Below are 13,932 nucleotides of genomic sequence, written 5' to 3'. Positions count from 1 at the left end.
GGCATATAGCTAAGGTATTGAACCTAAATTAATGATTGACGTGTTTTATGCTTATGTACTTTATGTAGCCGCGCCCGATTGGGCGATAGGCGCGCCAACATAGCGGCAGATAAAGGTGTAAAACAGCCTAACATCATATCTGCTAAGGCTTCGGCACATATGGGTGCAATCGCATAACCTTTTGCACCCATTGCTGACATGCTCCATAAACGCTGACTCTGTGCAAGTAATCCGACCAAAGGATGATAATCCATCGTTTGAGTACGAATGCCAGCACGCGCATGCCATGTACTGATATCATTTGGCAAGACGCTGCTTAATTCAGGCATATCTTCAATCAACTTGTCATAATTTTGCTGATTTTCTTCATCTCGGACATCGATATTGGTATCGCCATCGATAAAGCTTGCACCAAGTAAAAACTGTGGCTGATTTTCGCTAATATGGTTCAGTTCCGCATCACCGCTCTGTCCAATAAATGGCGCACAGTAGCCACTGTATTTGAGCGGCAATTTAGGCAATTGAGTCAGTTGCTGCGCAGTTGGCATAAACCAAGACAGTTGCCCGCGGATCGTACGGCATTTAACGATACGTTTATCCAATTGATGGCTTTCATAAGCCGCGCAAATCACAACATGGTCAGCTGTGATAGTCAAAGAGGCTTGGCTCGCATTTTTATCCTCTTCAGAACCTGTCAAAATGATACTGTTCTCGGTTTCCTTAATATTAATAATATTGAGCTGCCGATAGGTGATATTGGGGTGCGCAAGAATAACAGTTTTTAAGGCTTGTGGATTGACCAAACCGGATTGTGGCAGATACAAGTTATGAGCTAAGTCTTTATCTTTTAAACCACTGATATCCTGTGCTTTTTCGGGGCTAATAGTGGTTACCATAGTATCTGGATAATCTAAAATCTGCTCCGTACCAATATTAGTTTTTACCAGTAAGTCTAATGTGCCGGTCTGCTCAAGTATCAGCGGCGATTTTTGCAAAGCGGCTTGCTGATTAAAGTGTCGATATAATCGACCACTGTATAAATAGCCAATAGAATGCAGATGCTCATAAACATGATGAATAGGCGTCATATTCGGGGCGAGTAAAGCGCGCGGATTACCAGATGCACCAGCCAGCGGTGCGTCTTTATCGAGCACTGTCACGCTTATACCACGATTGGCAAGTGACCATGCAGTCAGTAGTCCTGCCACACCAGTACCGATAACGACTGCATTATTAGGATAGTTGGACAAAGGCACCTTATTAGATAAGGTTGAAATAGGCTTATCTAAAGATGACATCTCGCTCATAACGGCCGTGAGCATCTCACGCTTAGACCCAAGCACTTTGCTCTTTTTAACGACAAAACCCTGCGACTGTAATCCACGTTTGATGATACCTGCACAGCTATAGGTAGCAGCAGTCGTGCCAGCACGTGATAAGCGTTGCATGTGGCTAAAGATACGCTCTGTCCATAAGATCTCATTGCAAGAAGGCGCAAACCTATCTAGAAACCAGGCATTGATGTACGGACACTGAGTAGCTACTGTACTATCTAAACTTGCTAAGCTATCACTAGCATCACCTAGCCAAATATCAAGGGTTAAATTATCATCAATAAAATCTAGCCGATGACAACCAGCGATAAGAGGAGGATAACTGGTTAAAAGTTGCTCAATCAACAGTGCCAGTTCAGGTGTACGTTGTCCCAGTGGGGCAAGTATCTTTGCTAAGTCACTAAAGGGGACGGGGTGTTTTTCGGTAGTAATAAAGTGCAAACGGGCGCTTGCTAAGTGCGGATGTATTAATCGAAGCTGTCGCCACAACTGCCAAGTCGCGAGTAAATTAAGTCCTGTACCAAAACCTAGTTCGTAGATCGTAAAGCATTGCTTAGGAATAAGGTTTGCCAATCGCGTGGACAGCTGATTATGTGCCAAAAATACATGGTGAGATTCTGCTAAACCATCTGCTTGCGAAAAATAGGCATCGCCAAACTCACCTGATATTGGCACTTCATTACCAGCGTCATCAGTTTGCCACTCAATGTTGGCTGGAGAGATAACATGTGCTGGTGTCGTGCTTTTGGTTGTATTAATAGCCATAGAAGCTGGTTTGGGCATAATTATTTATCAACCCCACAGTGGTCAAGCAAGTAGGAAGTGGAGCATCAAATCGGTAGACATCAATCCAATAGATGATTTCAATCGATAAAAATGCAACTACCAGCGTTCACGGCGAACAAATACCAGCCATGAGATGAAAATACCGACCAATAGGCTAAGCAAAACAGTAAATGCACCATATAAAAATAATTGACCTTGACTTTCATAAACCAAGACGTTTGCTTGCGTCTGCAAATCATTGACTTGGCGTTGCAGCTGGGCATTACGGCTTAGTAATTCTTGGTTGGCAGCCGATAAAGCTTTATTTGATGGTTGCAGCTGTGCCGCCAAGGTATCGTTAATATCGGTAGCAGGCTTTGCTGCGGTAGCCATTTCTATGACCGGAGCAGTTGTTTGAGGGTCGCTCGATTGAGGAGCGTTGTTAGCTGCGATTAGTGCTGGCACAATCCCTGCTGCGGGCTCGGTTTGAGTAGTCAGTGTTGGCGCTGCATGTACTGACAGGGCAGTAATCGATACTATGCCCGCAAAAGCAGTACTTGCAAGACCAGTTTTATGACTTTTTAATGAGAGTAACCGCTGAATCACGATGATGCTACCTCATTTGTTGTGCTGACATTCACTGCTGGTAACGCTTGAATAAATGGCTTGATGTCGACATGACTGTAAACACCGTCACGCAAATACGGCTCAGCGCTTGCCCAGTTTTGAGCTGCCTCAAGCGAGTCAAAATCCGCGATAATCAGGCTGCCTGACATCTCGCTTTTCCCGTGCTCGATAGGGGTTGGTCCTGCGATAATCAAGCGCTGCTCACGATTCAATACTTGTAAGCGCTCAACGTGCTCTGGGCGTGTCAGCTGACGTTGCGCGCTACTGCCTGCTACGTCATGACCGATAATGGCGAATAAAGACATGTTGCTTCCCCAATTAATAATAAAAATAGAGCGTTAGAATCAATAACTATCATGCGTCATTTTGTCTTATCAGACTTTATAAAGCATGATAGTTATCATTGGCATTCAGAGATAACAAAATATCTACTATTAAGTTATCAGCTGCTATTTAACTTTTTATTTAGCTGACTTATCCGTCAATGCAGGGTTCAGATGCTTTTTCAATAACAAAAACTGAGCAACTACGAATACCAGCATCAGCGGAATCCAGCCATAAGTTTTAAAGTTAATCCAAGCTTCATCTGACATGGTAAATGCCGTGATATAATGTAGGACAGCCATCATCGCAAAAAACACTGCCCAAGCAATGGTCAGTTTTTTCCAACCACTCATTGTGAGCGAAAAAACATCTTTCATTGCCAATTGCATCAAAGGTTTATTGATTACGGCACTGACCAACAGCGTTAGCGCAAAAATACCGTTAATAATCGGTGATTTCCAGCGCAAGTAAATATCGTCACGCAACAGCAGGGTACCACCGCAAAAAACGATGGTTAACAATAAGACGACCCATTGCTGTTTGTCGAACTTGCCCTTTTGACGCACAAAGTGAATCGCATAGACGATGATAGTGGCAACTAGCAATGCGCCAGCTGCTGCTAAAATACCATTGTAACGAGCAGCAATAAAAAACGCGATCAAAGGAATGAAGTCTAATAAGGCTTTCATAGCAAATAAAATGTCCAACTAAAACGTATGCGCTAGTTTACACGTCTACTGCGCCAAAAAAAAGCAATCAACACTATAATCCTCTGATATGAGCTACTTTGGCGCTTTTAACCTAATTTTACTCAAGAATATTCAAAACTCTAAGGCTTGCTTTATGAAAATCGATTTACATTGTCATAGTACCTGCTCTGATGGCACTTATGCGCCGGCAGAAGTGGTACAGCGCGCCCATACGGCTGGCATTAATGTATTGGCCTTAACCGATCATGATACCTTGCTAGGGATCGATGAGGCACGCGCCGCGGCGGAAGCTTGCAATATACAACTGATTAATGGCGTAGAAATCAGCTGTGAGCATACCTTGAGCGGCGGCTACGGTAAAAATAAATCTACCAATAAAATTATTCATGTACTTGGGCTTGATTTTACCGACCGCGAGAAAATGCACGCCACCCTACAACAGTTGCAAGACAGCCGCGCGACTCGCGGTCAACGTATTACAGAAAAACTCAGTAAGCTGATTGGTATCGATTATGATGAGCTGTGGCAAGCTGTTCTTGCTAAAGCTAGTGGCAACCCGCAAGCAGTTGGGCGCGCACATATCGGGCAAGTGTTATTTGAACGCGGTGAAGTAAAGACGGTACAAAAAGCCTTTGACAAGTATTTGGCAGACAATAAACCCGCTTATGTGGCGATCGAGGCGCTGACGATGCAGCGCGGCATTGAGCTGATACAGGAATGTGGTGGCAAAGCGGTGTTGGCACATCCAACGAGGTATCAGCTGTCAGCGACGCGCGTCCGTAAGCTTATCGAAGAATTTGCGCAGCTTGGTGGTGATGCTTGTGAGTTACCTGCCAATAGTGAGCCTGTCAGTACGCGTAAAATGGTTGACCGTAGTATTGCTGAGCACAAGCTTGCTGCATCGATAGGTAGTGACTTTCATGGGAGTAATATGCCATGGCGACGCTTGGGCGATGTCCCCAACATGCATCCCGAACAGCAAGGTATCTGGCAATCTTTTGCGGCTTTATCTTAAATAGAACACAGCTGCACTTATTGACCGATGAATCAATTAAACGGATTGATAAATAGATCAAAAATTGCCACACTCAATGATAAGTTCAGATTTAGTATCAATCATGACACCGGATGGATTGCTCTGGTTTTAACTCAATCACTTTCATTGTTTTCGGTAGCCCATTATGGCTTTTTCGATATCTCATCTAGGCTATAGAAAACTCTCTCGAGTTATTTTCGAGTGGCAGGCTGCTGATAGAGCATTGCTGCTAGCATTGTTTGTGTTGATGGAAATTACCTTGCATTGGATCTGGTGCTTGTATGTTTGGTTTCGTAGAGAGACCTATAGCTCCTATGTTGACATGGCGCTATTGTATCCTTTATGGATTGGCATTACGCTGCTTGGACTCTTCTTTTTATGGATGATCAGTCGCTCATCGCCTATCAAAACCGGTCACGGCTCGCTACATACGTGGCAGGCGGTATTAATCACACTTTATAGTACTTATATTGCGGTGGTTATTTTGGTAATGGGGCATAGCAGCTTGGTGGCTGGGGTGTCGCTGGTGGGCGGGGCGATGCTGGGTATGATGCTCATACGGCGGCGTTATGTATGGAAGGCTTTTTTGGCTCATAGTATGCTGATTTTTTCGGCTACATTAATTCCCTATTTCGGCTTTACGATTCCCAACCTGCAACAAATGACAACGACCTCTTTTCCCTTGGATAGCTATAACTATTTGACCTATAGCGAGACCACGGCTATCGAAAATGCCATCTCTGCGTCCATATTCCAAAATGGGACACTTAGCTGGGATACGTTTAATCAACTGCGTTTTTCTTCCGCGTTTTTTTGGCGCAGCACACATATTTATATGTCGCTGCCAAAAGCGATTTTTATCATCTATATGTTTCGCACGCTACTGTTGATATTGGATAACAGTAAAGCGGAGATTATGCAGTATGCCAATCATGACGAATTGACTCAGCTGAAAAGTCGCCGTTATGGCTTAACGCAAATGCAGCAGGCGCTTTTGGCAATGGGAGATCAGCAGGACGTCAGTATTATATTATTAGACTTAGATTGGTTCAAAAACATTAATGACAATTATGGTCATGATGTTGGCGATCAAGTATTGTCAGAAGTTGCACAGACCTTATTGAATTCATTGACAGAAGAGGCGATTGTGAGTCGGTATGGTGGAGAAGAGTTTTTAATCGTGCTCCCAGATACCTCGCATGATAGCGTCATGACGATTGCTAAACAGCTGCGACGAGATATTGCTGAGCAAGTCATCAGTGGCGACAACCATACAGATTTTAATGTTACGGCAAGTTTAGGGGTTTATACCTTGACGCATGCTGAGCGTATTGATATTCAAAGTGAATATAGGGCTGATGAGGCAAAAGAGAATATACAATCGCCAAATAATTCAAAAAAAGACCGTTTATCTATTAAAGAATTGCAAAAAAGTAGCCCAATACAAAACAGCTCGCAACGAAGAATTGCTCACAGAAGAAAACGAGTCGCCACAGAAATCGCGAAGGCGCAATTGCCCATCGACATTTGCCAGCGCTTGATTTGTATCGCTGATAAAGCACTATACGAAGCCAAGGATCGCGGACGTAATCAAGTCGTTAGTGCCAACGAGGTACTAGCAGCAGAAAATAGCACGGTTATCTGATTTTATACCGCTAGCAAATAAATCAGTACTCTAATCTTTTAGGTCCTTAACCGGTTATGACATAGATAATATCTAAGTATTTAATTCTTGTACCAAACTTGCTAATACGCTGGTCGCAAAGCTACCGGTCGTCAAAGTAAAATTTAAGATCAGTATCTGACCACCTTCTGTATCCTGCCATTCCCAACTTAATGCTTCAATAGGTAATCGCAGTGCTCGCCTTTGCGCCTTGATATCACGCTGCTCTAGACCTGTGGCTAGCTGCGTTAACAATGGACTATGCGCTACGGTGTCCGCTTCCATGGCTGCCGCTTTGCCGCTGACCTTCTCATTACCTGTACCCCACAGCACGGCAGTCGGATGAATATCGCCTGATTCAAGACGGGCTCGTAAGGTATCGTCTATCTCGTCGCTTGCAAATATCGAGCCTGAGCCATCTAGATTAAATACTTCACCTGCAAGTCCGTTGTTCCAACTACCATCACGGACACGTGCTGCCAATATCTCATTAAATATCAAACTGCGTGCCGCCGACAGCTCCATGGTATTTTGCTCACGAGGCACGCGTTTACGTTTGCCTTTATTAGACGGCGGACGGGCCTCAGGTACAGGACGCGCAAACAACGACAATGCTTCTCTAATATTGTTGCCACTGCGACCAAAGCGCTGCGGCCCAAAATAATTGGGCACGCCACTTTGACTAATAATCACTAAGTGCTGCTCGACGGCTTGCTTAGCAGACAATAGCTGTTCAGATGATGGTGATGGTGTATCAAAGCCTACAAATTCAATATCACGCAAGGTAATAATAAATTGATTGGCGCGGTGCGTGCCGCGATTGAGCTTTTTATTGTGCCACTGCTGCTCAAGGATAGTGATTGACTCATTAGCACCGATATCTACGGGCGCAAACTCAGAGTCTGGTAATTGCTTCTTTGGTATGCGCAGACTAAACCACTGCGTTGTTAGCGCATGACGGTCTTTCAGTCCTGAGAAGCCGACATCACGTAAAGGAATATCCGCCCATTCGGACAATAATTTGGCAAGATAAGCGGTATTCATCCCTGACTTTTGGATATGTAGCCAGAGATGCTCACCCTCACCGGTGAACTCTAATGGTAGCAACTCGTTAACAATAAAATCCGTGGTATGAGCCTTGTAAGTAGCATGCTTTAACAGCGGCTGTATCGGCTGCGGTAAATTGGCAGTATCAGTATCAGTATCAGTATCAGCGGTAATATCATGGTCTTGAACAGTCATAAGATAGTCTTTTACGTTTTATAGAACATTAATAGGGATTAAAAAAGCAGTCATTACGTTTTGCAACGTGGTCAATATACAAAAGAACAGCATAAGTGAAGGAGGCTTGCTACTATCGATAAGTCTCGACACGCTTTAAACAGGAACCATTATAACCGTTAAGGATGACTTATGAGTAAGGCAGCTACTATAAATACAGTCACTATAAACAAAGCCGACATTATCAGCGGCGGTATGAAATCGTATAAGCAAGATGATGATAGTATCATTTTAATTACCCGCGACGACAGCACGTTTCGTGCTTTTGATGGCAAATGTCCGCATGCTGGAGCAGATTTGGGTACAGGTTTGCGTTGTGGTAATCGCGTTATTTGTCCTTGGCATCATGCAACTTTTGACAGCAGCGACGGCGCATTACTGGAGCCAATCGCGACAACAGGCTTGACTCAATATCAAATCATAGATAATGGCGACAGCCTAACGGTTGATACCTCAGCCAAGATAGATAAGCAGGTTGAAAATGATAAGCTGACTGATACTCATACTATTATCGTTGGCGGCGGTGGAGCAGGGTTTATGACTGCCCATCAGCTGCGCAATACTGGCTACGGCGGCAAGATTACCTTGGTGAGTGCCGAGGACAAAGCCCCTTATAATCGTCCTTTATTATCCAAGGCTTTTTTGGCCGGTAATATGCCAGAAGAAAAGCTATTACTGGGCGGTACAGATTGGGCAAGTAAACACGATATTGAGCTACGCTTAAACCAAACGGTCAGTGAAGTGTTGCTCAATGAGCGTAGTATCGTGATAACAGATGAAAAGGGTGATAACAACAAGCTCACAGCGGAATTTTTAGTTGTGGCAACCGGTGCTGAGCCCAAGATTCCACCTATTAAAGGGGCAACGCTTGATGGTGTCTATACCTTGCGTAGTATGGATGATGCCAAATTAATCAAAGCCGCCAGTCATGATCAGCGTGTAGTCATCGTCGGTACGGGCTTTATCGGTATGGAGGTCACGTCAGCATTGGCGCAATCGGGCACCACAGCTTCTATCACCGTTATCGGTCAAGACCATCGCGTGATGGGCAATATCGTCTCAGAAACGGTCAGTAAGGCGCTGATTAAATTGCATAAAGAAAATGGTGTTGAATTCGTGTTTGATGCCAGTGTCTCTGAAATCATTGCAGCTGAAAATACTACTGACAATAACGAAGATAACTTCTCACAAGTGTCTGGCGTCAAATTAGCCAATGGTGAGCAAATCGATGCTGATATCGTCATTTTAGGAACAGGTGTCGCACCGCGTATCGAGCTATTACAGGACACTAATCATCCAGATGGGGTACAAGTTGATGAGCAGCTGCAATTGCGTGATGGTCTCTATGCACTGGGCGATATCGCCAAAGCGCCTAGTAAGCTGGGGCGTATGCGTATCGAGCACTGGCGGGTTGCATTGCAACATGGCATGGTGACGGCTGCAGCGATATTAAATGACGATAACGTCAAATCGCTTCAGGAGCGTATTCCTTTCTTTTGGACGATGCAATATGGCAAAAGTTTGCGTTATAGTGGACATGCTGCGACGCCAGATCATGGCATTCTAATGGGTTCACCAGATAGTTTTAACTACATAGAATACTACTTCGCTGACGAGGATGAAAACACGCGTGCCAGTGCAGCAAGCTCGCTTGAACGTGATAAGGAGCTGGTGGCATTCTCTGAGTTATTACGCCAAGGTCATGCGCCAACGCGTGCACAAATTAACGCAGGGTTTGATATCATCGAGCAAGCGCAGGCTTTATCGAGCTAGTAATGAAAACGGATAAATATTACTATTAAAGCTGAGCTATTTATTTAGGTCAGCTTTTTAATCTAGGATAGATATCACATAAAAATCTCACGTATTTTATCAATACATGAGGCAGATAGAAATTTTCTTGCGTGCTGTGCCTCCGCCGACAGAGGCTGCAAAAAATTCTATCAGCCTCTTTATGAGCTTTTTGTAATGAACTGAATATACGGATAATAAAAGGACGAAATAATATGAATGAAGCCCAGACTAATAACGACAATATTAATAACGACAATGCCAATAAAGAAACTGTTTTCTTACGTCAAGCAGAAGCTAGTGATATCGACGCACTTGAGCAGCTATTGAATCGTTGTTATCGGCAGACAGAAGGCTGGACCAATGAAGCAGAATTAATCGGTGGTATTCGTATCACTCAAGATGAGCTGGCTAGTACCATCGCCAATCCAAAACATTATTTCTTTGTTTATCCAAAAACCATAACAGGCGAGCGTGATGGAGAAGAAACGGGTGAGCTGTTAGGATGTATCGGAGTAGATATGAAAATTAATGCTGCTGGTGATAAAAAAGCCTATATCGGTATGTTTGCCGTCCATCCTGAGTTACAAGGACAGGGCGTTGGCAATGTGATTTTGCAAGCAGCCGAGACATTTGCAGGTCGTCATCTACAACCAGATGAACAAGCAACGGATAAAAAACCGGCGCGTTTAACCATGTCTATTTTAAGTCATCGTCCTGAGCTACTATCTTATTATCAGCGCCGTGGTTATCAGCTAAATGGCAATAAAATGCCTTTTCCAAATGATGGTAATAATGGCGAGCCAAAGCGTCAGGATTTGGAATTATTAGAATTAGAAAAACCAGTCAGTTAAAAAATATGTAGAGCTAATATTATCGACCCCAAAAATATTTGAAAGTCATAAACAGTCCTATACTCAGCAGTAAAAATGCCACCACAATTAAGCGCTTAAACCAGTTAAATGCTGGTAAGCGTGTGGTATTGTCATTAGAGGTGATATAGGCAAATAAAAATATCAGACTGACAACCAAGGTTAAAATGCCAAGCCCAATCGGTAATATAAAAAAATACGCCTGCCACATGATTATCTCGCAACCATCATTATTAAGCACATCATAGCAGCATCCCGATTGTACTGTCTGAATTATCCGCACCTTAAATTTTATAAACATATCAGGACGACGACGTGAGAAATTTCAAAAAATCGGTATTCATTATGGTATTCATGCCGTTTTTTGCCGCGTGTTCTAATGCGCCTCCTGAAAATACGGTTGAAGGGCTGATCGAAGCGCAATATGAGCAAACTACCAAGATAGTAGAGGACGCAAAGGCTAACGCAGGCAATGATAAGATGGCAAAAGCCATGAGCGGCATGATGGAGACCATGATGCCAAAGCTTGAGCGCATTGAGAATATCGACTGCGATGCTATTGAGGGTGAAGACGCCTATCTCTGTAGCGCTGATGTCACCCAAACGATAGCGGGTAATAGCCAAACCAACAAGACGGGATTTAAAGTTTATCTAGTCAATGATAAGTGGGTATTGGGTAATTAGAGGCTTTGATACTTTCTAATAAATAAGGGCTAATAAATAAGGGCTAATAAATAAGCACTTCTATTGGTTGCTGATAATAAAAAAGGATACCCAAACGGTATCCTTTTTATATAATAGATAAGACTATTACTAATATTACCTAGTCCATTGCTAACGCATCGTCACAAACTCTTCTGAGCCAGTTGGATGAATGGCAACGGTATTATCAAAGTCAGCTTTGGTTGCGCCCATTTTGATCGCTACCGCAAAGCCTTGAATCATCTCATCCACGCCAAAGCCGATACCGTGCAAGCCAATGACTTTTTCTTCCTCGCCTAAACATATCAGCTTCATTGTAGACTTTTGGCGATGCTGAGTCACCGCACTATACATATCCGTAAAGGTGGAGGTATAGCATTTGATATTGTCTTTACCAAATTGATTTACGGCATCGATTTCAGACAAACCAATGGTGCCAATAGGAGGGTGGGTAAAGATAACCGTCGGTATCAGCTCATAGTTTAGATGCTCATCAGGTTTGTTATTAAACAAGCGCTCTGACAAGCGACGACCTGCTGCGATAGCCACTGGCGTCAAATCAACACTGTTTTCGATAATATCGCCTACCGCATAAATCCCTTTAACATTGGTGTTTTGGAATTTATCGACTATGATCTTGCCAAACTCGGTCGTTTCCACGCCCGTCACTTGCAAATTGATATTGTCCGTCGAAGGCGCGCGACCAATCGCCCAAATCAAGCAGTCTACGGTATCAAGAGCACCATCTGTGGTACACAAAGTCAGGCTACTGTCGTCATTTTTAACAACTTCAGTGAGCATGGTGTTGGTATGCAATTGAATGCCGTCTTGCTCCATCTCTATCAGCAAAGTCTCCACAATGGTGTGATCAAACGAGCGCAGCGGCGAGTGCTGACGGACATACAAGTGTACCTCAGCGCCAAGACTATTCATCACACCAGCGATCTCAACGGCGATATATCCCGCTCCAACGATAGCGACCCGTTTTGGCAAATGATTTAAGGCAAAAAAACCATCAGAATCGATGCCATGTTCTGCGCCTTTGATAATTGGCTTAATAGGATGACCGCCTGTAGCAATCAAAATATGGTCAGCGGTAATAAGCTCGCCATTCACTTCTACGGTATGATTATCAACAAATTTGGCAAAGCCTTTGATTACTTCTACACCGTTTTTTGCCAAGTTATTGTCATAAGCGCGGTGAATGTTTTGAATATATTGTTGACGGCTCTGTACCAGTTTTTGAAAGTCAAAGCCTTTTAGTTCAACGTCAAAGCCATAATCTGGCGCATACTTATGAATGGCTCCAGCAACTTGTGCGCCATACCACATCACTTTTTTGGGTACGCAGCCCAAGTTCACGCAGGTGCCGCCCAATTGGTTGGCTTCGATGATGGCACATTTTTTGCCATAGCTCGCTGCGCGGTTGATGGAAGCAATACCGCCGCTACCGCCGCCAATAGCGATATAATCATAGTGTTTAGTCATATTGAGTCTCTTTATTAAGGGGTTGTTAATGTAATTTTGAACGTTAATTGAAAACAGTGCCTAGCCAAGAGCAGTCCACCATCTATACGATGGGACGACGTCTATAAAATAACAGTCCAGGAATAGATAAGCCGAGTACCAATCCTGAGGTCACAAATAGGGCCTCAAATAAATACACCATCATTTGGCTAAATAACTCGTCGGAAAAGCCAAAATAGCCAATCTGTACCATACTGACCATTGCTTTATAAGCAGCGATACCTGGCATCATACAGATGACACTGGGCGAAATTAATGCTTTGGGCGGTAGCGTGTACTTTTTAGAAAAATACACCCCCAAAAAGCTGGCAAGCATCGCCCCGAAAAAGCTGGCAACCACGATATGTACATGTTCATAAACGAGAGCCGTCTTTAGCCCGAATCCAAACGCGGTCATCAGCAAACAAGGCAAAATGTAACGTTTGGGCACGCTAAACATCAGCGTCCAACCAAGGGTAATAATACACGACAGCGCAACGGTTTCAATGAACCACATGTCAAAACCCCCAGTGCTGTATTCTAAGTAATCCCAGCGCCATTACGATACCAACGCACGCGGACAAAGTCAGCATATAGGTAAAAACGGCACGGCCAATCCCAATATTGACATAGCCTTTTAGGATATCTGAGAAAGAATTGATCAAAGGGAAGCTTGGCACTAGTAACAGAACGCTGGAGGCAACAGCAATATCGGCATTATTACCAATATCAAAGTAATAGGTAGTCGACCCAATTAAAGAGGCAATAAAAGCGGTCACGATGACCGCTATAAAGGGATTAAAATGGTGCTTGGACAGATAAATACGGGTGAGCATCGCCACCATACCCGCGATAAAGGTCACGGCGGTAATTGACCAACTGCCGCCGTTTAGATAAGCAAATGCAGCACAAGATGCACCAACAAACACGCTCACTAACCACGTTGGATAAACCATCTTATCTAATTCATCAAAGGCAAGGGTGGCGCGTTGAGTCAACTCATTATCATCGACAGTGGCTTCGGTTTTATTGACGATTTGCTGAATTTGTACCAATAAATTGACATTGATGCTCTGATTGATCGTGTCTCTGGTGGTGATGATACAGCGCTCATCACAGATAGTGGTTAAGGTAATGGCATTAAAATTCAGCGAACATTCTACGCTGTTCATCCCCAAGGCAAGCCCTAAGCGTTTGGATAAGTCCACCACCACGGCAGACTCAGCGCCATATTGCATAAGGAGTAGTCCGCAGCGCACGCATAATCGAGTAATGTGCTGTTGCTGTACGTAGCTGATAGAGGTCATTGATTAGATACGCA

General features: G+C 43.8%; 14 protein-coding genes. 5 read left to right on the top strand and 9 right to left on the bottom strand.

Annotated features, from left to right (window positions below; all coding sequences use genetic code 11):
• Positions 1–23: 23 nt before the first annotated feature.
• The 4 genes from mnmC to ispZ form a co-directional block, all read right to left on the bottom strand.
• Positions 24–2,117 carry an FAD-dependent 5-carboxymethylaminomethyl-2-thiouridine(34) oxidoreductase MnmC gene (mnmC, locus tag VLA57_RS03415; protein ID WP_333954357.1) on the bottom strand — a complete coding sequence of 698 codons (2,094 nt, stop codon included), beginning with the start codon at positions 2,115–2,117 and terminating at the stop codon, positions 24–26.
• 99 nt (positions 2,118–2,216) lie between these two features.
• A complete protein-coding gene (locus VLA57_RS03410; RefSeq protein WP_133105138.1) occupies positions 2,217–2,705 on the bottom strand; it encodes a hypothetical protein in 489 nt (162 codons plus the stop codon).
• A complete protein-coding gene (locus VLA57_RS03405) occupies positions 2,702–3,031 on the bottom strand; it encodes a YciI family protein (protein WP_011514295.1) in 330 nt (109 codons plus the stop codon). Before VLA57_RS03405 ends, VLA57_RS03410 begins: the two co-directional genes overlap by 4 nt.
• Positions 3,032–3,187: 156 nt before the next feature.
• Positions 3,188–3,739, bottom strand: a complete 552-nt coding sequence (ispZ, locus tag VLA57_RS03400; protein WP_133105137.1) for a septation protein IspZ — start codon at positions 3,737–3,739, stop codon at positions 3,188–3,190.
• Between the two features lie 154 nt (positions 3,740–3,893).
• Here ispZ and VLA57_RS03395 point away from each other — a divergent pair, with 154 nt between their 5' ends.
• Positions 3,894–4,775: a PHP domain-containing protein gene (locus tag VLA57_RS03395; RefSeq protein ID WP_133105136.1), complete on the top strand. Its 882-nt coding sequence runs from the start codon at positions 3,894–3,896 to the stop codon at positions 4,773–4,775.
• Positions 4,776–4,941: 166 nt separating this feature from the next.
• Entirely contained in the window at positions 4,942–6,441 is a 1,500-nt protein-coding gene (locus VLA57_RS03390; protein WP_333954356.1) for a GGDEF domain-containing protein, read from the top strand.
• 72 nt (positions 6,442–6,513) lie between these two features.
• On the opposite strand, the gene truD is transcribed toward VLA57_RS03390, so the two are convergent.
• Entirely contained in the window at positions 6,514–7,701 is a 1,188-nt protein-coding gene (gene truD, locus VLA57_RS03385) for a tRNA pseudouridine(13) synthase TruD (RefSeq protein ID WP_333954355.1), read from the bottom strand.
• 171 nt (positions 7,702–7,872) lie between these two features.
• Between truD and VLA57_RS03380 the strand changes: the two genes are divergently transcribed.
• Both VLA57_RS03380 and VLA57_RS03375 read left to right on the top strand, forming a co-directional pair.
• Positions 7,873–9,513, top strand: a complete 1,641-nt coding sequence (locus VLA57_RS03380; protein WP_133105134.1) for an FAD-dependent oxidoreductase — start codon at positions 7,873–7,875, stop codon at positions 9,511–9,513.
• Positions 9,514–9,746: 233 nt separating this feature from the next.
• Positions 9,747–10,385: a GNAT family N-acetyltransferase gene (locus VLA57_RS03375; RefSeq protein WP_133105133.1), complete on the top strand. Its 639-nt coding sequence runs from the start codon at positions 9,747–9,749 to the stop codon at positions 10,383–10,385.
• Between the two features lie 19 nt (positions 10,386–10,404).
• Here VLA57_RS03375 and VLA57_RS03370 read toward each other — a convergent pair whose 3' ends face one another.
• Entirely contained in the window at positions 10,405–10,614 is a 210-nt protein-coding gene (locus VLA57_RS03370) for a hypothetical protein (protein WP_020444139.1), read from the bottom strand.
• Between the two features lie 104 nt (positions 10,615–10,718).
• Between VLA57_RS03370 and VLA57_RS03365 the strand changes: the two genes are divergently transcribed.
• A complete protein-coding gene (locus VLA57_RS03365) occupies positions 10,719–11,087 on the top strand; it encodes a hypothetical protein (protein WP_333954353.1) in 369 nt (122 codons plus the stop codon).
• A 150-nt stretch (positions 11,088–11,237) separates the two neighbouring features.
• Here VLA57_RS03365 and gorA read toward each other — a convergent pair whose 3' ends face one another.
• The 3 genes from gorA to VLA57_RS03350 form a co-directional block, all read right to left on the bottom strand.
• Complete coding sequence (gorA, locus tag VLA57_RS03360; RefSeq protein WP_133105132.1) at positions 11,238–12,593, bottom strand: glutathione-disulfide reductase; 1,356 nt, start codon at positions 12,591–12,593, stop codon at positions 11,238–11,240.
• 82 nt (positions 12,594–12,675) lie between these two features.
• Positions 12,676–13,128: a threonine/serine exporter family protein gene (locus tag VLA57_RS03355; protein WP_333954352.1), complete on the bottom strand. Its 453-nt coding sequence runs from the start codon at positions 13,126–13,128 to the stop codon at positions 12,676–12,678.
• Position 13,129: 1 nt separating this feature from the next.
• Positions 13,130–13,918, bottom strand: coding sequence for a threonine/serine ThrE exporter family protein (locus tag VLA57_RS03350; RefSeq protein ID WP_333954351.1), 789 nt, complete (start codon positions 13,916–13,918; stop codon positions 13,130–13,132).
• Positions 13,919–13,932: the final 14 nt, after the last annotated feature.

This window comes from Psychrobacter sp. S4(2024), from assembly GCF_036861305.1.
Taxonomy (GTDB): Bacteria; Pseudomonadota; Gammaproteobacteria; order Pseudomonadales; family Moraxellaceae; genus Psychrobacter; species Psychrobacter cryohalolentis.
This window is presented reverse-complemented; position numbering and strand designations above follow the sequence as displayed.